19 protein-coding genes and 1 pseudogene are annotated in these 22,117 nt (G+C 62.8%); 9 read left to right on the forward strand and 11 right to left on the reverse strand.

Translation table 11 applies throughout. The features are described from left to right. Positions 1 to 15: 15 nt before the first annotated feature. The 4 genes from cysS to ACLI1O_RS10105 are packed head-to-tail and all read right to left on the reverse strand — an operon-like array spanning position 16 to position 3,239. Positions 16 to 1,446, reverse strand: a complete 1,431-nt coding sequence (gene cysS, locus ACLI1O_RS10090; RefSeq protein ID WP_023023900.1) for a cysteine--tRNA ligase — start codon at positions 1,444 to 1,446, stop codon at positions 16 to 18. A gap of 30 nt (positions 1,447 to 1,476) precedes the next feature. Then, positions 1,477 to 1,965: a 2-C-methyl-D-erythritol 2,4-cyclodiphosphate synthase gene (gene ispF, locus ACLI1O_RS10095; protein ID WP_023023902.1), complete on the reverse strand. Its 489-nt coding sequence runs from the start codon at positions 1,963 to 1,965 to the stop codon at positions 1,477 to 1,479. Next, positions 1,958 to 2,683, reverse strand: a complete 726-nt coding sequence (gene ispD / locus ACLI1O_RS10100; protein WP_239268403.1) for a 2-C-methyl-D-erythritol 4-phosphate cytidylyltransferase — start codon at positions 2,681 to 2,683, stop codon at positions 1,958 to 1,960. Before ispD ends, ispF begins: the two co-directional genes overlap by 8 nt. Then, entirely contained in the window at positions 2,655 to 3,239 is a 585-nt protein-coding gene (locus ACLI1O_RS10105) for a CarD family transcriptional regulator (protein WP_005279544.1), read from the reverse strand. The genes ispD and ACLI1O_RS10105 overlap by 29 nt, the downstream gene beginning before the upstream one ends. Before the next feature lie 192 nt (positions 3,240 to 3,431). On the opposite strand from ACLI1O_RS10105, the gene ACLI1O_RS10110 reads away from it, so the two are divergent. Together ACLI1O_RS10110 and radA are read left to right on the forward strand one after the other, a co-directional pair. Beyond that, positions 3,432 to 4,031, forward strand: a complete 600-nt coding sequence (locus ACLI1O_RS10110) for a hypothetical protein (RefSeq protein WP_239268405.1) — start codon at positions 3,432 to 3,434, stop codon at positions 4,029 to 4,031. 79 nt (positions 4,032 to 4,110) lie between these two features. Next, complete coding sequence (gene radA, locus ACLI1O_RS10115) at positions 4,111 to 5,475, forward strand: DNA repair protein RadA (RefSeq protein WP_239268407.1); 1,365 nt, start codon at positions 4,111 to 4,113, stop codon at positions 5,473 to 5,475. A gap of 223 nt (positions 5,476 to 5,698) precedes the next feature. Here the strand turns inward: radA and ACLI1O_RS10120 are convergent, their stop codons facing one another. Continuing rightward, a complete protein-coding gene (locus ACLI1O_RS10120; protein ID WP_239275359.1) occupies positions 5,699 to 6,418 on the reverse strand; it encodes a hypothetical protein in 720 nt (239 codons plus the stop codon). 10 nt (positions 6,419 to 6,428) lie between these two features. After that, on the reverse strand, positions 6,429 to 7,088 hold the full coding sequence (locus ACLI1O_RS10125; protein WP_239268412.1) for a carbonic anhydrase: 660 nt from the start codon (positions 7,086 to 7,088) through the stop codon (positions 6,429 to 6,431). 35 nt (positions 7,089 to 7,123) lie between these two features. On the opposite strand from ACLI1O_RS10125, the gene ACLI1O_RS10130 reads away from it, so the two are divergent. Then, complete coding sequence (locus ACLI1O_RS10130) at positions 7,124 to 7,978, forward strand: A/G-specific adenine glycosylase (protein WP_239268414.1); 855 nt, start codon at positions 7,124 to 7,126, stop codon at positions 7,976 to 7,978. Between the two features lie 40 nt (positions 7,979 to 8,018). On the opposite strand, the gene ACLI1O_RS10135 is transcribed toward ACLI1O_RS10130, so the two are convergent. Continuing rightward, positions 8,019 to 8,189 carry a DUF4236 domain-containing protein gene (locus ACLI1O_RS10135; RefSeq protein ID WP_081443674.1) on the reverse strand — a complete coding sequence of 57 codons (171 nt, stop codon included), beginning with the start codon at positions 8,187 to 8,189 and terminating at the stop codon, positions 8,019 to 8,021. Between the two features lie 213 nt (positions 8,190 to 8,402). Then, positions 8,403 to 11,282 (reverse strand): ATP-dependent Clp protease ATP-binding subunit, encoded by a 2,880-nt coding sequence (locus ACLI1O_RS10140; protein ID WP_411706837.1) that lies wholly within the window; start codon positions 11,280 to 11,282, stop codon positions 8,403 to 8,405. Positions 11,283 to 11,498: 216 nt separating this feature from the next. Here ACLI1O_RS10140 and ACLI1O_RS10145 point away from each other — a divergent pair, with 216 nt between their 5' ends. Continuing rightward, on the forward strand, positions 11,499 to 12,812 hold the full coding sequence (locus tag ACLI1O_RS10145) for a serine/threonine protein kinase (RefSeq protein WP_239275357.1): 1,314 nt from the start codon (positions 11,499 to 11,501) through the stop codon (positions 12,810 to 12,812). Between the two features lie 97 nt (positions 12,813 to 12,909). On the opposite strand, the gene ACLI1O_RS10150 is transcribed toward ACLI1O_RS10145, so the two are convergent. Beyond that, positions 12,910 to 14,331 carry an MDR family MFS transporter gene (locus ACLI1O_RS10150; RefSeq protein WP_023023920.1) on the reverse strand — a complete coding sequence of 474 codons (1,422 nt, stop codon included), beginning with the start codon at positions 14,329 to 14,331 and terminating at the stop codon, positions 12,910 to 12,912. A gap of 97 nt (positions 14,332 to 14,428) precedes the next feature. On the opposite strand from ACLI1O_RS10150, the gene ACLI1O_RS10155 reads away from it, so the two are divergent. Genes ACLI1O_RS10155 through crtI form a run of 3 tightly spaced genes read left to right on the forward strand, consistent with a single transcriptional unit; the run spans position 14,429 to position 18,396 of the window. Beyond that, positions 14,429 to 15,865, forward strand: a complete 1,437-nt coding sequence (locus tag ACLI1O_RS10155; RefSeq protein ID WP_239268424.1) for a GuaB1 family IMP dehydrogenase-related protein — start codon at positions 14,429 to 14,431, stop codon at positions 15,863 to 15,865. Positions 15,866 to 15,896: 31 nt separating this feature from the next. Then, positions 15,897 to 16,757 carry a phytoene/squalene synthase family protein gene (locus ACLI1O_RS10160; protein WP_023023924.1) on the forward strand — a complete coding sequence of 287 codons (861 nt, stop codon included), beginning with the start codon at positions 15,897 to 15,899 and terminating at the stop codon, positions 16,755 to 16,757. 55 nt (positions 16,758 to 16,812) lie between these two features. Continuing rightward, complete coding sequence (gene crtI, locus ACLI1O_RS10165; RefSeq protein WP_239268425.1) at positions 16,813 to 18,396, forward strand: phytoene desaturase family protein; 1,584 nt, start codon at positions 16,813 to 16,815, stop codon at positions 18,394 to 18,396. A gap of 385 nt (positions 18,397 to 18,781) precedes the next feature. Here crtI and lysS read toward each other — a convergent pair whose 3' ends face one another. After that, positions 18,782 to 20,359 (reverse strand): lysine--tRNA ligase, encoded by a 1,578-nt coding sequence (gene lysS / locus ACLI1O_RS10170; RefSeq protein ID WP_034657788.1) that lies wholly within the window; start codon positions 20,357 to 20,359, stop codon positions 18,782 to 18,784. Between the two features lie 513 nt (positions 20,360 to 20,872). Then, positions 20,873 to 21,070 carry a hypothetical protein gene (locus tag ACLI1O_RS10175; RefSeq protein WP_156907259.1) on the reverse strand — a complete coding sequence of 66 codons (198 nt, stop codon included), beginning with the start codon at positions 21,068 to 21,070 and terminating at the stop codon, positions 20,873 to 20,875. A 124-nt stretch (positions 21,071 to 21,194) separates the two neighbouring features. Here ACLI1O_RS10175 and ACLI1O_RS10180 point away from each other — a divergent pair, with 124 nt between their 5' ends. After that, the gene (locus ACLI1O_RS10180; RefSeq protein WP_349819793.1) at positions 21,195 to 21,332 is read left to right on the forward strand and encodes an IS3 family transposase; all 138 of its coding nucleotides are present in this window, start codon (positions 21,195 to 21,197) and stop codon (positions 21,330 to 21,332) included. Between the two features lie 430 nt (positions 21,333 to 21,762). Further along, positions 21,763 to 22,056, forward strand: a pseudogene (locus ACLI1O_RS10185) (transposase); the annotation flags it as partial. Positions 22,057 to 22,117 lie beyond the last annotated feature (61 nt).

Genomic DNA, 22,117 nt, shown 5'->3' on the forward strand with positions numbered 1-22,117 from the left:
ACAGCGGAAAGCTGTCTAGCGCTGGGTCAACGACCACGTGGGGCCGTCTGGGGTATCGGTAATGGTGATGCCGGCGGCGGTGAGGCGGTCACGCACGGCATCGGCAGTAGCGAAGTCTTTTTCCGCGCGGGCCTGCGTGCGCCGTTCCAGTTCTGCCTGGACCAGCGCATCGAGCGCCGCGTCTGCTCCGCTAGCTTCGCCTCCATCTTCCCACTCCAGCGGGTCAAATCCAAGTACGTGCGCCATCCCGCGCACCTGAGCGGCCTTCGCGCGGGCGGCGTCCTCGTCCCCGGCGGCCAGGTCCTTATTGCCCGCGCGCACGGTGGTGTGGATAGCGGCCAAAGCCTTCGGCACGGCGATATCATCGTTCATGGCGTCCTCAAAGTCCGGCGTCCAGTCGCCACGTTCGACGCCTGCAAAGCGCTTGACGAAGCCCTCAATACGCCGGTAGCCCGCCGCCGCCTCCGTCAGGGCGGATTCGGAGTATTCCAGCACGGAGCGGTAATGCGCAGAACCCAGGTAGTAGCGCAGCTCCACCGGGCGCACGAGCTCCAGCATGTTCGAGATGGAAAGCACGTTGCCGAGCGATTTCGACATCTTCTCGCCGGCCATGGTCACCCAGTGGTTGTGCATCCAGTAATTGGCGAACTTATCGCCTGCCGCGTGCGATTGCGCGATCTCGTTTTCGTGGTGCGGGAATTGCAGGTCCAAACCGCCGCAGTGGATATCGAAATTGGAGCCCAGGTAGTACGTCGACATGGCGGAGCACTCGAGGTGCCAGCCCGGGCGGCCGCGACCCCACGGGGTGGGCCAGCTCGGCTCGCCCGGCTTGGCGGCCTTCCACAGGGCGAAGTCGAGCGGGCTGCGCTTGCCCGCGTTGTCTGACTCGCCCTGTTCCATCTCCTCGACGCGGTTGCCAGACAGCGCACCGTAGTCGGATCCCTCCGCCTTGGTCCAGGCCTCGACGTCAAAGTACACGGATCCGGCCGCGCCATCGGTCTGCGGGGTGGCCTCGGCGTCTTGGGCGGGAACGGGGTAGGCAAAGCCGGCGTCGATAAGCCGCTGCATGTACTCGACCATCTGGGTGACAAACCCCGTCGCGCGCGGCTCCACGGACGGCGGGAGCACGCCGAGCAGGTTATAGGCCTTGGTGAACTCGCGCTCGTAGGTGGACACCCACTCCCACCAGGGGCGATTATTCTCGGCGGCCTTGGTGAGGATCTTGTCATCGATATCGGTGACATTGCGAACGAGCGCGACGTCATAGCCTTGCGCGAGCAGCCAGCGGCGCAGGATATCGAAAGCCACGCCGGAGCGCAGGTGCCCGATATGCGGCTGCGCCTGCGGAGTGGCGCCACATAAGTAGATGGAGGCGTGGCCGGGGCGGATCGGCTCGAAGTCGCGTTGGCTGCGGGTGGCTGTGTCAAAAATGCGCAAAGTACTCACGCCCCCAGTCTAAATCACCCGTGCGCGGGGTTAGTGTTGGCGCCGCCAGACAACGGCCGTTGCCACCGCCGCGCGGCCCTCTTTGCGGCCAGTAAAGCCCAAATGGTCGGTCGTGGTGGCGGAAATGGACACATCAGCGCCGAGGATTTCCGAAAGCACGGCCTCGGCTTCCTCGCGGCGCGGGCCCATCTTCGGCGTCTGGCCAATGAGCTGGGCGGCGGCATTGCCGATGATAAAACCTTCCGCTTCCAGCAGCTCACGGCACTCGCGCAGGAGCTGGGCGCCGGACACACCGTCGTATTCGGGCCGGCCCACCCCCACGAAAGAGCCGAGATCGCCGAGGTGGGAGGCGGAGAGGAGGGCATCGACAAGCGCGTGGGCTACGACGTCGCCGTCGGAGTGGCCTTCGCAGCCGGGGGTGTCATCGAAAAGCAGCCCGGCAATCCAACAGGGCTTGCCGGCTTCGATCTGGTGGGCGTCGGTCGCGATGCCGACGCGGGGAATGATGGGCTCAGTCATGCTGCTCCTCTGCAAGGGCGTGGGCCAGGGTCAGGTCCGTGGGGGTGGTGATTTTGAAGGCGAGGAAATCGCCCGGCACGGTCTCCACGCGCTGGCCGTGCCATTCCATGAGGCTGGCGTCGTCCGTGGCGGTGAAATCCGGCTGCTCGCGCCAATAATCCAGGTTGGCCTGGCGCAGCGCGGCGAGGCGGAAACCCTGCGGGGTCTGCACGGCGCGCAGGCGGGCGCGATCAGGGGTGCCAACCACGGCGTTACCGGCGACTTCCTTGATGGTGTCGGTCACGGGAACCACCGGCACAACGGCGGGCGCGCCGACAAGAACGCGCCGCGCCACGCGCTCGACCATCGCGGTGGGCGTGAGCGCGCGGGCTGCATCGTGGATGAGCACCACAGCATCCTCGTCCGGAATGGCCTGCAGCCCGGCCCAGATCGAATCGGCGCGCTCGCCTCGCCCATGCACCAGGCGCACCGGGATATCTGCGCCCACGCGCTTGACGATGCCCCCAGCTTCCCCCTCCATGGCCGGGCTCACCACCGCGATGACCTCGTCCACGAGGCCGGAGCGGGCCATGGTGCGCACGGATCGCTCCAAGAGGGTGCGGCCACGAAGTTCGACGTAGGCCTTGGGCACCTCCGCACCGAGGCGGGTGCCTTGCCCGGCCGCGGCGATTAAGGCGATAACGCGGGGTTTAGTCTTCGTCGTCGAAGGAGAGGTCATCGAGATCGATGTCGTTGTCGATATCGGTGGTAATGGACTGGTCATCGACTAGACCTGCGGCGCGGTGGCGCTCGATGGTGGCGTCGATTTCTTCCATCATGGTATCGGCTTTTTTATCATCGACCGGCTGCGCCAGCGCCAGCTCGCCCACCAAGATGGTGCGGGCCTTGCCCAGCATGCGCTTCTCGCCGGCGGACAGGCCGCGGTCCTGATCGCGGCGCCACAGATCGCGCACCACCTCTGCGACCTTGTTGATATCGCCGGAAGCCAGGCGCTCCTGGTTGGCCTTGTAGCGGCGGGACCAGTTGCCGGCCTCTTCCACGTCCTCATCGCGCAGCACGGAGAAAACCTTTTCTAGGCCCTCCTTGCCCACGACATCGCGCACGCCGACGTTATCCGCATTCTTCTTGGGCACGCGGACGACGAGATCGGATTGGTTAATGTGCAGCACGAGGTATTCCAGCTCTTCGCCGCCCATTTCGCGGGTTTCGATATCCTCGATGACCGCCGCGCCGTGGTGCGGGTAGACGACGACCTCGCCGACCTTATATTCCATTGCCACTCCTTATAATCCCGTGAATATGCCGATAACTAAGGCCGCTATTTTATCACGCGCGACATGCCTACCACCGGATGCCCCCGATTACCCCCACGGACTACCCGCTAGGTTAGCGAGAAACTGTGTACTTTATATCGAAAGGGACTAGGCTAAAGATTTGATAAGTCCTGAGATCGCAATTGATGGAGGATGCTCAACGTGCAGTCCCTGAAGTCCGCCGCCCGCCGCGGTGCCATTATTTCCGTTACCGCCGTCTCCGCTTTGGCGCTGGCTTCTTGCTCGGCAGGCCACATCGCCCAGACCGCAGAGAAGGTAGCTGCGGTTGATGGTGCTTCTGCCAGCACCGATGACGATAAGATTGCCGTCCGCGATGTCACCATCCTGACAGAGCCTGACGGTGGCGCCGCGCTGAAGTTCAACGCCGTCAACCAGGGCTATGAAACCGATGTCATCACTTTGAAGTCCGTGAAGGTCGATGGCCAGACCGTCGAGATGAAGCAGACCCAGCCGCTTAAGCGCGATCACTCCATCGTGGCGGACTCCCAGAAGAACCTGGACGCAACCCCGGATCACGATTCCGAGACCGTGCAGTACGTAGCCACCCACCTGGATAACGATGACTTTGGATACGCCGGCCACCGCCCGGTTACCTTCGAGTTCTCCAACGGCTCTATCGAGGTCGATGCCACCGTCGCCGCCTCCCAGATGGAGTCCGGTAAGTACGACCGCGACGTGGAATCCCCAGAGGGCTACACCACCGACGCGAACACCGGTAACTCGCACCACTAATAGCCACCGCACGCGCGCCCTACTTTGCGGAGTACGGGCGCGTTCGTCGTTTTTGCCGCCACGTTCTAGGCTCTACACCATGGCCAAAAAATCTCGCCCCATCCACACCTGCTCCGAATGCGGATATGTCTCCCCCAAGTGGCTCGGGCGCTGCCCGGATTGCGGTTCGTGGGGCACGATGGAGGAAAAGGCGCCGGTGGTGGCGGGGGCATCGGCAAGCGGGGGGCATGCGAGCGTGGCACCTGCGAGCCCGGTGCAGCCCATCACGCAGGTGGGCGCGCAGGCGACGAAGACGGTGCGCACGGGCATCGGCGAGCTCGACCGCGTGCTGGGCTCCGGCATCGTGCCGGGCTCGGTGGTACTCATGGCCGGCGAGCCCGGCGTGGGCAAATCCACGCTGCTTCTCGAGGTCGCCTCCCGGTGGGCGCAGCTCGGCCGCACCGTCCTCTACGCCACCGCCGAGGAATCCGCCGGCCAGGTCCGCGCCCGCGCCGAGCGCACCGGGGCGCTGCAGGAATCGCTGTACCTCGCGGCCGAATCCAACCTGGACGCCGTCTTTGGGCACGTCGATGCCGTAAAACCCGGCCTCATCATCGTGGACTCCGTGCAGACCATGCATGCAGTGGGGGTGGAAGGCGTGCCCGGCGGCGTCGCGCAATCGCGCGCCGTGACCGCGGCGCTGACGTCGCTGGCGAAATCCACCGGCATCCCCGTGCTGCTGGTGGGGCACGTGACCAAGGACGGAAACGTGGCGGGACCGCGGGTTTTGGAGCATCTTGTCGATGTCGTCTTAAACTTCGAGGGCGACCGCCAGTCCAGCTTGCGCATGCTGCGCGGGATGAAAAATCGCTTCGGCGCGACCGACGAGGTGGGCTGTTTCGAGCAAACCGCCGGGGGTATTAGGGAGGTCGCGGACCCGTCGGGGCTCTTCCTTTCCCACCGGGGCACGACGCCGGATGGCTCCGCGGTGACCGTCGCCATGGACGGTGTGCGGCCCATCCTCGCCGAGGTCCAAGCGCTGACCGTGGACCCCGTGGCGAAGAATCCGCGGCGCGTGGTCACCGGACTCGATGCCAACCGCGTGCCCATGGTGCTGGCCGTATTGCAGGCGCGCGCCGGACAGCGCACAAACGATAAGGATGCGTATGTAGCCACGGTGGGCGGCATGCGGATTACCGAAACCGCAACCGACCTCGCGGTGGCGCTGGCCACGTGGTCCTCGCTGCACGAGCAGCCGCTGCCTGCGAAGACCGTGGTCATCGGCGAGGTGGGCCTGGCAGGCGAGCTGCGGCCGGTGCCCAATGTTGAGCGGCGCCTGCAGGAGGCGGCGCGGCTGGGATACAAGCGGGCGATTGTCCCGCGCGGGGAAATCAACCCCGTGGACGGCATGCAGGTGCGCCAAGTTGCAACGCTTGGCGAGGCCCTCGCCGCGGTCCAGCCGTAGACCAACCGTAACCGCTGGCCGGTTCTAGCCCGGCTGGTGACGAGGAGCCGGGTGCTCCAGCGGCGCGAACTTCCGTGCGGTCTGCTCCCGCGCGACCTGCTTCCGCCCGGGCTGGCTCTGCGCGGACTGCTTCCACGCGACCCGCTCCCGCACGGACTATTTCCGCCCGAGCTGGTTCTGCCCGAGCTGCTTCCGAGCGGCCGACTGCAAGGAGGCCGCGCGCTTAGCGGAGGGTGAAGTCCTGCGGCGGGGAGGAATTATCGCCAATGACCGTGTGGGCGAAGTAAGCACCCGGCTCGGCGGTCGGGCGGTCGGTGCACTTGCCCGGTTCGGACGCCTGGCGGGACCATTCGGCCTCGAATTTCAGCTCCTTGCCCGCAGGGAAGGTCTGCTCTCCGGTCTGTACGGAGGCGTAGCAATCGGTATCGGACCACACGCGCTGGTTATCGGCCATCTTGTAGACCTCGAAGCGCAGCGAGTTCTCATCTAGATCGATCGTGCAATCCGCGGCGGTGGGGTTGGTCACGGTCATAAAGAACTTCGGCAGCTCGCCGTCCGGCACGGAGTAGTTGAGCATGGAGGTGCGCACCTCCAAGTCCTCAAGCGAGCAGGTATCCTTCGCGGCGTGCACGGATTCCTCGGGCTCCTTGCTTACCGATGCCCCATCCCCTGCTTCCTCCGCCTCGGACTCAGATTCAGAGGCAGACTCGGATTCGGATTCGCTCGTCGAATCCGCGGACGTGGTTTCAGATTCGCTAGTGGATTCCGAAGACGTGGTCGCCGCCGAAGACTCTGAGGACGCGGCAACGGAATCATCGCTATCGCCGCCAAAGGCGGCCACCGCCGCCCAGATCAGCACCACGGCCAGGACGATCACGATGATAAGCGCGGCAACCCGGCGGCGCTTATAGATCTCTTCTGGAAGGGGCTTATTCTGGTTCACACGCTCAATTTTAAGTGGTAGACGCGCCTGGATCCGCTAAGCGGGCTCCGCGTGTCAACTCAACGCCGTAAGAGTGCAACGGCTCCACGCGCGAGTCCTCGAGGAGGTAGCGGGCGCCGACAATGCCGAAGGAGCCATCGTCAAGCTGCTTGCGCACGTTGGGGATGCTGGCCACGACCTGGGTGACGGTTTGGAGGGTGTGTTGGCGCTCGACATCGGCAAGCGTGGCGTCTGGCCCCGCAGTCCACGCGGACGTCGCGACCTTCTCGATGATGGGCCGCTGCAGGCCGATGGGCAGCTCGCCGCCGCGCACAAAATCCACCGCGGCCGCCACCGCACCGCAGGACTGGTGGCCCAACACCACCAGCAGGTTGGGGTGCAGGTGGTCGAGCGCATAATCCAAGGAAGCCAGCACGGAGGCGTCCAGGATGTGGCCGGCGGTGCGGATGACGAAGGCATCGCCAAAGCCGATATTGAATATGTGCTCGATGGGCGCGCGGGAATCGGAGCAGGCCAGGACCACCACGCGGGGATCCTGGCCTTTGGTGAGCCCGTCACGCTCATAAATCTTGTTGAGATCCATGATGGTGCCGTCGATGACGCGCTGGTTTCCAGCCTGGAGGGCCTCCCAGACCGCCTGCGGATTATGGGCAACGTTACTTAATGGCATGAACTATATTTTAATGCCCTAGACTGTCCTGCGAGATGGATACGCACGCACTTCTTTCCTGGTTTGACGCCAATGAACGCGATTTACCCTGGCGGCGCCCCGGCACCTCCGCCTGGGGAGTGCTGCTTTCCGAGGTCATGAGCCAGCAGACCCCCGTCGCGCGCGTCGCCCCCGTGTGGGAGGAATGGATGCGGCGCTGGCCCACCCCCGCGGACTTCGCCCAAGCCTCCCGCGCCGAGGTGTTGCGCGCGTGGGGCAAGCTCGGCTACCCGCGGCGCGCGCTGCGGCTCTGGGAGTGCGCGGGGGTAATGGACGAGGTTCCGGCGGACGTGGATGAGCTGCTGGCGCTGCCTGGAATTGGCGACTATACCGCCCGCGCCGTGGCGTGCTTTCACTTTGGCCAGAACGTGCCGGTGGTCGATACCAACGTGCGCCGTGTCTATGCCCGCGCCGAAGACGGGAATTTCCTCGCTCCGTCGCCCTCCAAGCGCGAGCTCGCCGCTGTGGCCGCGCTGTTGCCCGAGCGCAATGGGCCGCGTTTTTCCGCCGCGCTCATGGAGCTCGGCGCGCTGGTGTGTACTGCGAAAAATCCCGATTGTAAGCGCTGCCCCCTGCGCGCGACCTGCGCCTGGCAGCTCGCCGGATGCCCCGAACCTTCCGCCGCGGAACAAACGCGCGCCAAAAAGCGCGTGCAGAAATTTGCCGGGACCGATAGGCAGGTGCGCGGCAAAATCCTAGACGTGCTGCGCGCCGCCGATCACCCAGTGCCGCAGTCCGCGATCGACGTAGTCTGGCCCGATGCCGCGCAGCGTTCCCGCGCGCTGGCTTCGCTGCTTGACGATGGCCTCGCCGAGCAAAACCCCGCCGGCCTCTTCCATCTGCCGGACTAACTGGCCGCCGGGCCTGCCAGCGTTTAGGCGCAGCGACTCGCTAACGCCAGCGGCCGCGGAAGTTGAGTCCGCCCGGGAGGTTGACCCACATGCCGCCGCGGGAATTAAAGGTCACCGGCCCAATCTTCGTGGACATAGAGGCACCGGATCCGGAAATGTTTATCCAGCTATTCTTGCCGGTCTTTTTGCGCGAACGATACTGAAGTCCCATAACCGGTCATTCTAGCAATACCCCCGTGCACGACGCTGCGCCACAGAACCAGCGGGCCGCTGTACCGCCATACCGCTGGACAGAGGCATTCGCCCGCCCCGGCTGGTGAGCAAGCTGACCATGGGTGGGCGCATACGAAAACCACCCAGGGTTCGCGGTGGAACCGTGGGTGGTTTATGCAGGCCCGCACGGGGGCGGGGCTTAGCCGATTAGTTACATCGGATGGCCAGCGCCTGCCGGTGGCGGGTTCTTGCCATCGTCGTCGGAGTTGCCGAGCCCCGGCTTTTCCGAAGGCACGTCCGGGGAAATGACATCTGGCTCGCCGTTGGTGTCGATGCCATCATTGCTGGAACCGGAACCGCCGTCCTTCGGGCCACCATCCTTCGGATCGTCGCCCTCTGGGCCGCCGTTACCGTCGCCGTTGTCGCCATCGGAATCGGAGTCGGAATTATCCGAAGCGGAACCGTCGGCGGCCTCGTCGGAGGGGTTGTTGTCGCGCACGGAGGCATCGGCAAGCGAGGGCTCATCGATGTCATCCGGCAGCGGCTTCGGGCGCGGGGTGAAGGTGAAGGTAGCGCCGGAGTCGTCCTTGGACTCGCCGTCCCAGCCTTCAACGTCGACCGAGATGATCTCGCCGGCGCCAATCTCGCCGAAGAGAATCTTCTCTGAGAGCTGGTCCTCGATATCGCGCTGAATGGTGCGACGCAACGGGCGGGCACCAAGAACCGGGTCGAAGCCGCGCTGGGCCAGGAGGTTCTGGGCCTTATCGGTGAGCTCGATGCCCATATCGCGCTCTTCCAGCTGGGTACCCACGCGGTCAATGAGCAGGTTAACCATCTGCACGATCTGCTCGCGGGTGAGCTGGTGGAAGACCACGACGTCATCGATACGGTTCAGGAACTCGGGGCGGAAGTGCTTCTTCAGCTCGTCGTTAACCTTCGCCTTCATGCGCTCGTACTGGGCGTCCGAATCGTTCTCGCTAGCGCCGGTAAAGCCCAAGCCCACCGGCTTCGAGATGTCCTGGGTACCCAGGTTCGAGGTGAAGATGAGGACGGTGTTCTTGAAGTCGACGACGCGACCCTGGCCATCGGTAAGCCGGCCGTCTTCCAGCACCTGCAGCAAGGTGTTGTAGATCTCTTTGTGGGCCTTTTCGATCTCATCAAAAAGCACCACGGAGAACGGCTTGCGGCGAACCTTCTCGGTCAGCTGGCCGCCCTCTTCGTAGCCAACGTATCCCGGAGGAGCACCGAAGAGGCGGGAAGCGGTGAAGCGGTCGTGGAACTCACCCATATCGATCTGGATGAGGTCATCATCCGAACCGAAGAGGAAGTTAGCCAGCGACTTCGACAGCTCAGTCTTACCCACACCGGACGGGCCGGCGAAGATGAAGGAACCGGAAGGACGGCGTGGATCCTTCAGGCCTGCACGGGTGCGGCGGATGGCGCGGGAGACGGACTTGACCGCCTCGTCCTGGCCAATGATGCGCTTGTGCAGCTCCTCTTCCATGTTGAGCAGGCGGGAAGATTCCTTCTCCGTCAGCTTCAGCACGGGGATGCCGGTCCAGTGCGCCAGGACCTCAGCGATTTGGTCCTCGCCCACCTCGGCGATTTCCTCCAGGTCACCGGAGCGCCACTGCTTTTCCTTCTCGGAGCGCTCCTCGCCCAGCTTGCGCTCGTCATCGCGCAAGCCGGCGGCCTTTTCGAAGTCCTGGGCATCGATAGCCGCTTCCTTTTCCCGGCGAACCTCGGCAATGCGGTCATCGACCTCGCGCAGGCCCTTCGGGGCGGTCATGCGCTTGATGCGCATGCGGGCACCGGCCTCATCGAGGAGGTCGACGGCCTTGTCCGGCAAGAAGCGGTCATTGATGTAGCGGTCCGCCAGCTGCGCGGCGGCGTGCAGCGCCTCATCGGTGTAGGACACGCGGTGGTGCGCCTCGTACTTATCGCGCAGGCCCTTCAGGATGAGGAAGGTGTCATCCAGCGAAGGTTCATCGACCTGCACCGGCTGGAAACGACGCTCCAGCGCGGCATCCTTTTCGATGTGCTTGCGGTACTCATCCAGGGTGGTAGCACCGATTGTCTGCAGCTCGCCGCGGGCCAGCTTGGGTTTTAGCAGCGAAGCGGCGTCGATGGCACCTTCGGCAGCACCGGCACCGACGAGGGTGTGGATCTCATCGATGAACAAGATGATGTCGCCGCGCTGGTTAATTTCCTTAAGAACCTTCTTCAGGCGTTCCTCAAAGTCACCGCGGTAGCGGGAACCGGCAACCAAAGAACCCAGGTCAAGCGAGTACAGCTGCTTGTCCTTGAGAGTTTCTGGGACCTTGCCGTTAACAATGTCCAGCGCCAAGCCCTCAACCACTGCGGTCTTACCAACGCCAGGCTCACCGATGAGCACTGGGTTGTTCTTGGTGCGGCGCGAGAGCACCTGCATGATGCGCTCAACCTCGGACTCGCGGCCCACGACGGGGTCTAGCTTGCCGTCCTTGGCTGCCTGGGTGAGGTTGCGGCCAAACTGGTCTAGCACGAGCGAGTTGGAGCGCTCGCCCGAGCCGCCGGAACCACCGCGCCCACCGGCACCGGCACCGGGACCTGCGCCCGCGCCGATGGGGCCTGGGGCCTGGTTCGAGTCGCCGCCGCCTTCTTGCTGGCCGCCCTCGTAGCCGGACAGCAGCTGGATAACCTGCTGGCGCACGCGCGGCAGATCAGCGCCGAGCTTCGTCAGCACCTGTGCGGCAACGCCGTCGCCCTCACGGATAAGTCCGAGCAGGAGGAACTCCGTGCCAATGTACTTGTGCCCCATCTGCAGGCCCTCGCGCAAGGACAGCTCGAGGACCTTCTTAGCGCGCGGGGTAAAAGGAATGTGGCCGGTGTGCGGCTGGCTGCCCTGGCCGATGATCTCCTCTACCTCACGGCGCACGTCCTCCAAAGAAATGCCCATGGACTCTAGAGCCTTGGCAGCTACACCTTCTCCCTCGTGGATAAGGCCGAGCAGGATGTGCTCGGTTCCGATGTAGTTGTGGTTAAGCATGCGTGCTTCTTCTTGCGCCAAAACGATGACGCGACGAGCACGGTCTGTAAACCTCTCGAACATGACTCCCCTAAACTTTCGCTTCTAATGTGGTACCCACTGTAACGCCGCACGACCCAAAGGATTTCCTCTTTTTGGCCCCCATTGCCCTATAAACGCCCCAAACCGCCCATACTCGCAGCTCACATGGGTGTACGCCGGTAGCGAACAGGCTCTATTTAGCCTAGAATCTTCTACATTCTCCCTGCCGTCTCGTAGATACGAAGGAATAAAACAGCCGTGCCGCACCTTCCCGAATTCTTTGCTTCCCAGCACAACCTGCACGAAAAGGCAGTGCTGGATGAGGGGCCCAATTCCACCCTTTTTGCCGTGGAGGACGGCTCCACCCATGAGGAACTCACGGTGGAGATCTTCGCGGCGGGGGTAGAGGGCATCGTCAAGGCCTCTACCGCCCTGCACGGCCTGCACCACCCCGCGCTCGCCGCCCTGGAGGGCTCTGGCACCACCGCAGATGGCCAGGAATTCTTGGTCCGCAAGGGCTGTAAGGGCACAGCCTTGCCCGCGCTTGCTGATGCCCCCACCAAACCCCGCGCCCAAGAAATCCTCACCCCCGTGGCCGGCGCGGTGGATTTCCTGATTAGCCGCAACCACGCGGATTTCGCCGTCCATGGGCTCAAGGCTGAGCGCGTGTTCGTGGATGAGGATAAAGAGGTCGCCGTCCTCGCCGCCGCGGGCCCAGGTGGTGCCAGCACGGCGGAGGAATCGGCGGAGGAAACCGCCGAGAAAACTCCAGAAAAGGCCGAGAGCGTGACCGGCGCCGATGCCGTCCGCGCCTTCCAAAAACTCGTTGCCGCCACGTGCCCTTCCTTTACGCCGGACAAAGATTACTCGAGCGCCAAAGAGGTGGTGGCAGCGCTGCGCCCCGAGCGCGATCTCGATACTTCGCAGTTCCCGCCGGTGCAGGCCGAAGAGCCCGAGTCCCAGCCGCAACAACAGTTCCCACCGCAACCGCAGCAGCAGTTCCCGCCGCAGAACCAGGCGGGCCCCCAGTATCAGCCGCAGTATCAACAGCAATACCAGCAACAGCCGGTACCACCGATGAATGCGGCCCCGCCAAAGAAGAAGGGCAAGGGCGGGCTCATCGCGCTCATTTCTGTTTTGGCCGTCATCGCAGTGGCTGCGGCGGGAGCGTTGTGGTATTTCCTGTCCTACCCCAGCTGGGATGACAAGGAAAAGAACCTAGCGAATGCTTATCCGAGCCTGATTGGCTCGCGCAGCGGCCAAGACGGCGAGCTCGGCGCGGAGTGTTCCTCCCGCGCCCCAGAGGATGGTCAAGAAGCGAAGATCACCTGCTCGGGAAACGGTTTCGACTACACCGCCGCCTACTACCCCAGCGTGGAAGAACGCGATGCCGTCCTCCCAGACGCTGCCCCAGTAGAGCTGTCTAACGATAGGTGCACCATCCAAAGCTACGAGGCCTCAACGGATCCGCAGACCTACGTCATGGCCGTGGAGGGTACTCAGTCCATCTTCATGGTGTGGGGCGACGATGCCGAAGCCGCTCGGCTAAAGCTGCCGCTGTGTGCGCAGTAGGCGCCGCAAGATAACCGGCGGCGGGATGGCCCGGAACGCCCGCGCGGAGGCCACTCCGTCGGCGCGTCGGGCGACGTGCAGCTTCCCGGCGCGGGGACTAGTCTTCGGCGGGCACGCGCTTGAGCAGGGGCGCTAGCACGAGCACGAAAAGCGAGAGCACGCCGGCGAAAAGGAAGGCCCAGTGCGCGCCTTGGGCGGTGGCGGCGGCCTCGCTCATCCCCTCGGCTTGGCCGGATTTGGTGCCGCTGGTCAAAAAGGCGACGAGGAAGGCGGTACCCGCCGCGCCGGCGAGTTGCTGCAGCGTATTTAGAATGGCAGAGCCGTGGGAGTAGAGGTCATCGGGAAGCGAGGACAGCGAGACCGTCATCAGCGGGGTCATCATGAGCGCGATGCCCACGGCGAACAGGATATGCATGCCGATGACCATCCACACCTCGCTGTTTTCTGTCAGCAGGGTCATCAGCCAGATGCCGGTAGAAAACATGACTGCGCCGGGAATCAACAGCGGCCGAGGCCCAAGGGCGTCATAAATCCGTCCCACAATCGGGGAAATCCCGCCCTGCAAAAGGCCGCCGGGCATCACCACGAGGCCGGTGACCAGCGAGGATACCGCCAGCGAGGTCTGTAGATAAATGGGCAGGATATTCACCGTGCCCAGCAGCAGGGCGAACATGAGCAGCATGGCGATGACCGCGAGGGTGAAATTGCGGACCTTAAACGGGCGCAGGTCCAAAAGCGCGCGGTTTACCTTAGCCAGCCGGAGTTGGCGCACGGTAAAGGTAATGAGGGTGAGGACGCCGAGGAGGAGCACGAGGGCATCGGCAAGCGAGCCACCCTCCACCATCTTCTCGATGGACGATAGGCCATAAATGAGCCCGCCGAAGGCCAGGGCGGATAAGAATACCGACGGAATATCGAGCGGGGTATCCCTGCGCTCGCCCACATTGACCAGGCGGAAGTAGCCGGCGATGCAAATGGCGGCGATGAGCGGGACCATGGTCCAGAAGATGACGTGCCAGGTCGCCATGCTCAAAATGAACCCGCCGACGGTGGGGCCCAGGGCCGGCGCCACGGAGATGACCACGGTGATAATGCCCATGACGGTGCCGCGGCGTTGCGGTGGAACGAGCGTCATGGCCACGGTCATAAGGGTAGGAATCATCAGGGCGGTACCGGCGGCCTGCAGCACGCGGCCGGCAAGCAGCAACCCAAAGGCCGGGGCGAGGGCCGCCAGCACCGTGCCCGTGAGGAAAACGCCGGTGGAGGCGCCAAAAATCTGCCGGGTGGTGAATTTATCCATCAGGAACCCGGTGGTGGGAATGACCACACCCATGGTGAGCAAGAAGCCGGTCAGCAGCCACTGCGCGGAGGTCGCCGGGATGGAGAAATCCGCCATGATGGTGGGCAGCGCCACCGAAAGGGCGGTTTCATTCAAAATCATCACCATCGCGGAGAGCACCAAGATGGTGAGGTTGACTATGACCTCTGCGGAGATTTTCGGAGCGGGATTCTGAGACACCAAATCAGGATACTGACTTGGCTAAACCTGCAAAACTTGGGGCGTATGATTTAGATGTCTTTTCCTGCACCCTCGATTCACGTTAGGCAATCTCACAGTGCATTTCCTCAATGATTCCCGCCCGCCCTACGAGCTGACCTACTCGGATGTATTTATGGTGCCGAACCACTCAGATGTTGGCTCGCGGCAGGCGGTCGACCTCACCGCGGCCGATGGCACGGGCAATACCATCCCGCTCATCGTGGCGAATATGACCGCTGTGGCCGGCCGCCGCATGGCAGAAACCATCGCCCGGCGCGGCGGCATGGCCATCCTGCCGCAGGACCTCAGCCTGGAGGCCGCGGCGGAAACGATCGCCTCGGTAAAGGCCGCCGACCTGGTCTATGACACCCCTATCACCATCAAGCCGCACCACACGGTGGGCTATGCCAGCAACCTTTTGCACAAACGCGCCCACGGCGCGGCCATCGTGGTCGACGGCGCGCTGCCTGTGGGCATCATTACTCCGAAGGACCTGCGCGGGCAGGATAATTTCACCGCCGTGGGCGAGCTCATGACCACTGATTTGGTCACTTTGCCTGTGGGCATCGACCCGCAGGAGGCCTTTACCCGCCTGCGCGCAACCTCGCGCAAGCTCGCCCCAGTGGTCAATCCGGATGGCACGCTGGCGGGCATTTTGACGCGCAAGGGTGCGCTGCGGGCGACGATGTATAAGCCGGGCATCGACAAGCAGGGGCGCTTGCACATCGGTGCCGCGGTGGGCATTAATGGCGACGTTGAGGGCAGGGCGCGGGCGCTTGCCGATGCCGGCGCTGACGTCCTCGTCATCGATACCGCCCACGGCCATCAAGACAGCATGCTGGCGGCGCTGCGCAAGGTCAAGGCCCTGGATCTGGGCCTACCGATTGCCGCCGGCAACGTGGTCACGGCCGCCGGCGTGCGCGAGCTGGCCGAGGCGGGCGCGGATATTATCAAGGTCGGCGTGGGCCCCGGCGCGATGTGCACCACCCGCATGCAAACCGGCGTGGGCCGCCCGCAATTTTCCGCCGTGCTGGAGTGCGCCGCCGCGGCCCGCGAGGTTGGTGCGCACGTGTGGGCCGATGGCGGCGTGCGCGATCCCCGCGACGTGGCCCTGGCACTGGCCGCGGGTGCGTCCAATGTGATGATTGGCTCCTGGTTCGCCGGCACCTTTGAATCCCCCGGTGACCTGCACAAGGACGCCGATGGATCGTTCTACAAGGAATCGTTCGGCATGGCCTCGCGCCGGGCGGTGCGCGGGCGCAATTCCGCCACCGAGGCCTTCGAGCGCGCCCGCCGGGAGATGTTTGAGGAAGGCATTTCCACCTCGCGCATCTACCTCGATCCGGAGCACGGCGGCGTGGAGTATTTGGTAGACCGCATCATCTCCGGCGTGCGCTCATCCTGCACCTACGCCGGGGCCGATTCGCTGGCTAGCTTCCACGAGCGCGCCACCGTGGGCGTGCAATCGGCGGCCGGTTTTGCCGAGGGCCAGCCGCGGGCCACCAACCGCTAGGGCGCTTTGGGCGCGTGCTACTTTTGCAAGTATGTTGACTCGCTATGACCAGGCGGCCTCGCGCGCGGCCGCGCGGGTTATGGGGCAGTATTCCACCAGTTTTTCCCTGGCCACGCGCCTGTTGCGCGGGCGGGTGCGCGAAGACATCCGCCACCTTTATGCCGTGGTGCGCATCGCGGACGAGCTTGTCGATGGCACCGCACATCAAGCCCGCATCGATGCCGCCGCCGCGCTCGATGCCTACGAGGCCGCTATCTTGGCGGCGCCGGAGAAAAGGCTGCACACCGATCCCGTCGTGCACTCTTATGCCATTACCGCCAGGCGCTGCGGCTTCCAGCGCGATCATCTCGTGGCTTTTTTCGATTCCATGCGCGCAGATCTCACCCATCGGGAGTATTCCGCTTCCGAGCTCGCCGAGTATATCTACGGCTCCGCCGAGGTCATCGGCTTATTGTGCGTGCAGGTCTTCTTGGCGGAAGAGACCGTCTCCGCCGCCGATCGCGCCACGATGGACCGCGGTGCGCGCTACTTGGGTTCCGCGTTTCAAAAGATTAACTTCCTGCGGGATCTGGGCGAGGACTCCTCGGTCCTGGGCCGGGCCTATTTCCCGCAGGCCGCTGGTGGCGAGCTTTCCGAGGCCGCCAAGTCCGCCCTCATCGCCGAAATCCGCCGCGAGCTCGCCGCCGCCGAAAAAGCTATACACCTCTTGCCGCTATCCGCCCGCGTTGGCGTGCGCGCGGCCGCCGATATCTTTGCCGAGCTCACCAACCAGCTCGCCGCTACCCCCGCCGCGGAGTTAAAAACCACCCGCATATCCGTGCCGAATCGCACCAAGGCGTGGCTGGCCGCCCGCGCGGTGCGTGCGGTGCGTGCGGTGCGTGCGGTGCGATAGCGCATCGCACGTAGATGAAGAACCCCGCCGAAGACTGAATACTAAGGAGAACATCATGCACGCTGTCGTCATCGGGGCCGGCATCGCCGGCCTTGCCACCGCTGCCCTCCTGGGAAAAGAGGGCTACGAGGTTACCGTCGTAGATTCCTTAGACGAGGTAGGCGGACGCGCAGGCAGCTATACGGAGGCGGGGTTCCGCTGGGATACCGGACCGTCCTGGTACCTCATGCCGGATGCCTTCGACCACTTCTTTTCCCTCTGCGGTACCTCGACAGAAAAGGAACTGGATCTGGTGGGACTCTCGCCGGATTACCGCGTCTATACCGGCGGCCCCGGCGAGTCCGCTCCTGGCACCGCCGCGCGCCCCACCCCCGTGGATGTACATTCCGGGACCGATAACGTTGCCCACCTCTTCGAATCGATTGAACCAGGTGCCGGCAGCCAGGTGCGCACTTATTTAGCAGATGCCAGCGACGCCTACCACGTAGCGCTCGATCACTTTTTGTACACCACATTTTCGGCGCCGTTGAACCTGGTGCATGCAGATATTCGGCATCGGCTAGCGCGGATTGCAGCGCTGCTGACTACCAGCTTGCAAAAGCACGTCAACGGGCAATTTTCGGATACGCGCCTGCGCCAGATTCTGAGCTACCCAGCGGTTTTTCTCTCTTCCGAGCCCGCCGCGGCCCCAGCACTGTATTCCCTTTTAAGCCATACCGACCTGGTGGAAGGCGTGCGCTACCCCCTCGGCGGATTCCACGCAGTGGTGCAGGCCATTTACCGCCAAGCAGAAAAATTCGGCGCCACATTCCGCTTGGGCGAAGAGGTCACCGCCATCACCACCGCCAGCGGGTCTTCCACACGTGCCACCGGCGTCTGCACGACAACCGGGCATATCGATGCCGATATTGTGGTCTCCGCCGCGGATTTGCACCATACCGAAAATCAGCTGCTTCCCCGGAAACTGCGCACCTATCCGGAGCGCTACTGGGCCCGCCGCAATCCGGGGCTGGGCACCGTGGTGGTACTTGCCGGTGTGCAGGGCAAGCTCCCGCAGCTAGCTCACCATACCTTTTTGTTCAGCCAGGACTGGGACCCCGATTTCCGCGCGGTCTTTTCCGCACCGGACCCAGAACGTCCCCTCGGCGCCTCTGAGTCCATCTACGTTTCGAAGGTTTCTGCCACCGACGCGAATGTCGCACCGGAAGACCACGAAAACCTGTTCTTCCTCATCCCCGTACCCGCTGCAGAAGCCTACGGGCACGGCGATGCCTACCACTCCGAGGCTTCCCCGCGCGTTGCTGCTATTGCCGATGCCGCCCTCGACCAGCTTTCCCGCACCGCCGATATTCCTGACCTCCGCGAGCGACTCACCATCACACGCAGTCTCGGACCAGCCGATTTTGCCGAGCGCTATCACTCCTGGTCAGGTGGAGCTTTGGGGCCAGCGCATACGCTATTTCAATCTGCATTCTTCCGCGGGCGCAATGCCTCGCGCAAGGTGGCCGGCCTCTACTACGCTGGTGCGACCACCGTGCCGGGCGTCGGCGTGCCTATGTGCCTGATTTCTGCAGAAAACATCATCAAGCGCCTGCGCGGCGATACCTCCGCTGGACCGCTTGCCACGGATGGCTCCTGAGAACACCAGGTACTCCTTGACTCCCACCTTTCGCGGCCCGGTTTGCAAGACACAACGACTCCCGTTCGGCCTGGATTGTGCAGCGTCTGATGCGCAACCTCCTTTGTGCACCCTCCTATGCAATAGGTCCTCGGTGATAACTGAGCAAACTCGGCCCTGAAATGTAGCATTTTTCGCTCAGATATCACCGAGGAGGTTGCACTTTTGTGAAGTCGATAGAGGTAGGCAGAGGTAGGCAGAAGTAGGCGTGCGACTCGGGCTGCGAGGCACATGCGACGGGTGCAATGGGCAAACAAAAAGGCTGCAGCCAAAGGAAGGCTGCAGCCGGTGTCGGGGCGCTAACGTGTGCCCGCGTGGGCGGGCACCGAGTGGGCGCCGGGTATGGCTACTTCTGTTCTGGCTTTACCAGCGGGAAGAGCACGGTCTCGCGGATGCCGAGGCCGGTCAGGGCCATGAGCAGGCGGTCCATGCCCATACCGGTACCGGCCGTGGGCGGCATGCCCTGTTCCATTGCGGCGAGGAAGTCCTCGTCCAAGACCATGGCTTCCTCATCGCCGCCGGCGGCTAGGCGGGCCTGATCCTCAAAGCGCTCGCGCTGGACGACGGGATCGACAAGCTCCGAATAGCCGGTGGCCAGCTCGAAGCCGCGCACGTACAGGTCCCACTTTTCGGTCACGCCGGGCTCGGAACGGTGCTGGCGGGTTAGCGGGGAGGTCTCCACCGGGAAGTTCTTCACAAAGATGGGGCCTTCCAGTTGGTCCTCGCACAGGACCTCCCAGATTTCCTCCACCAGCTTGCCGTGGCCCCAGCCTTCCCCCTTCGGCACGTCGAGGCCGATGACCTTGGCAATTCCCTTCAGGGTCTCCACGTCGGTATCGATGGTGACCTCCGGCTGACCGGGGAACTTGCGCTGCAAGGCCTCGTTCAGGGAAGGATACATCTCGATTTCGGGCCATTGCTCGCCGCCGAAGTCGAAATCGGTGCCGTCGGCAAGCGTGACGGTGGTGGAACCAAAGACCTCGCGAGCCACGGACTGGATGGACTCGCGGGTCATGCGGGCGCAATCATTGTAATCGCCCCAGGCGGCGTAGGTCTCCAGCATGGCGAACTCCGGCGAGTGGGAGCGGTCCACGCCCTCATTGCGGAAGTTGCGGTTGATTTCAAAGACGCGGTCGATGCCACCGACGACGGCGCGCTTCAAGTACAGCTCCGGGGCAATGCGCAGGTAGAGGTCAATATCGAGCGCATTGGAGTGGGTGATAAACGGGCGAGCGGCCGCACCACCGTGCAGGGTCTGCAGCATCGGGGTTTCGATCTCTACAAAGTCCTGGCTTTCCAGGTAATTGCGCAGCGCGCGCATGACCTTCACGCGCACCATGGCGTTCTTGCGGGCCTCTTCGCGGATAATGAGGTCGTTATAGCGCTGGCGCACGCGGGTATCTTCAGCCATATCCGCGAAGGACACCGGCAGCGGGCGCAGGGACTTGGCCGCCATGGTCCATTCCTCAGCCATGATGGACAGCTCGCCGCGGCGGGAAGCAACCACGTGGCCGCTAACGGAGATGAAGTCGCCCAAGTCCACGTCGGACTTCCAGGCATCGAGGCGCTCCTTGCCCACCTTGGCCTGCGAAAGCATAGCCTGCATCTGGGTGCCATCGCCGTCCTGCAAGGTGGCAAAGCACAGCTTACCGGTATTGCGCATGAAGATAAGGCGGCCAGCGATGGCGTGGGTGACCTCGGTTTCCTCGCCGGGCTCCAGGTAGGTCACGCCCTCTTCATTGCCCGGCTCTTCGCCCTCGGCCACTACGCGGAAATCATGGCGCAGTTCCTTAAGCGCGATGGTGCGCTCGACGGATACCGGGTAGGCCTCCACGCCGGATTCGAGCAGGCGGTCGCGCTTTTCGCGGCGGATGCGCAGCTGCTCAGGGACATCGTTTACTTCAGTATTCTTCTGCTCGCTCACGTTAGCCAAGGGTAGTCGATCCCGCCCGCTACCCGCGATTTGGCCCAGCCATGTCTGCCAAAGCAACGAAAGAGCGCACAGACAGCAAGTACACACCATGACGCTGTATCGACCGAGAACATTAACGATTCCTACAAAATATCGTTTAACCCTCGTTTAAGCCTGCGCTTCCCCACCTATAAAAAGAATCCGGCCCTGAGATACTGACTCAACGCCGGTATTCTGTAGCTGCGGGTACTGTCCCGCTCTATAGCTAAGTTTTTATACCTATTCTAAAAGGAAAACAAGTGTGTGATGCCTAAACTGACATATTGAAGTGTCCCAGGTTTTGTTCCGTTTGAGTAGATGGGAAAATCTGGAACATGCCAAGAAAAATTTTGATCAGGATTTAAAGGACCGTGTGGTTCGTCTTGTAGAGGACCGCATCGTGGCGGAAAACATGTCAATGCGCCCCGCATGCTAGGCAGTAGCTTCAAAGTTGGGGGTTTCATGGCACACAGCTCGTCAATGGACTTAAGCCTGCTCGCCGTGCAGGAAGAACCCCAGAACCTGTTCCTGAAGACGTGGCTGCCGAAAATGCCAGGCTACGCCGCGAAAATCACCAGCTTCGAGATACCAACGAGTTGCTGAAGGCCGCGTCAGCTTTTTCGCCTCACGACCAGGCCCCAAGCCTCGATTATGATCCGGTTCATCGATAAATACCGGAATCATTTCTCTGTCGAGTTCATCTGCACTGGCGTTAAGAGAATAACCGGGCTGGCGGGTTTATCACCTCGCGTGGTTATCGCCAGTCCAAAGCCCGAGGGCTTAAGTGCTCGTCGCCTTCGTGACGGTTGTGCTAATTGAACGCATTAGTGCTATTCATCGGGATAATGACGGTGTCTTAGGCGTGCGGACAATGTGGCATGCACTTCACCGTGATGGAATCTGTTGTGACCGGCTATTTGGTAGCAGTGTCGTGACCATCCGGTAGCGCTTGAGTGTGAAACCGGTAGCAGTTCACAATGCTCGGGACACTTCATTCCGGGAGATACACCGCTCGGGTGCGGCACGTACCGGAAGGACTCCGGTTACGACGGATTACCGTGCGGTGATAGCGCTGTCAGATGCGAGGTTTTGGTACCGGTGTACTGGGGACTCGGTACTGCTGTGTTCTGGGTAGTTGGTACTGCGGCGGGCCGACGGAGTCGGCTCGGCTGTTTCCTTTATTCGTCCGGTTCTATTGGGGAGGTGGCTTTGCGCATGTCAAAGTCTCCTATGCAGATTCGGTGGCCGCTATTGAGAGAGTGTCTAATGGTTTGTGTGTAGGTTCCCAACCTGCATAAGGAGATAAGCCAGAATGACTAGTGTGGCACGACGAGATCTAAGTTGATAAGGCCAAGATTGATGCGATTGAAAAGAAGCTTCTTGCTAACCCTGAAATCGCGAAACTGATTGATGACCTAGGCACGTCTACAACGGATGCCAACGACCTGGTTCGGGGCATGTTGCAAGTCTCGATCACTAGAGGTTTAAATGCTGAGATGGATGCCCACCTTGGCTATGAGCCCGGCGATGGGGAAGGCAAAGCTGCTGCTGGAACAGACAATTACCGCAACGGCACCTACCCGAAAACCGTGGATTCTAACTACAGGCCAGTGACCGTTGGTGTGCCGAGAGATCGGGCTGGAACATTCTTGCTGACTATGGTCCCTAAGGAGTTGTCAAAAGTTAAGTGCGCGGTTCGAGTCGACCTCGTGGCCTAGATCGTTTTCCATT

Source organism: Corynebacterium sp. LaCa78 (assembly GCF_046717505.1).
Classification (GTDB): domain Bacteria; phylum Actinomycetota; class Actinomycetes; order Mycobacteriales; family Mycobacteriaceae; genus Corynebacterium.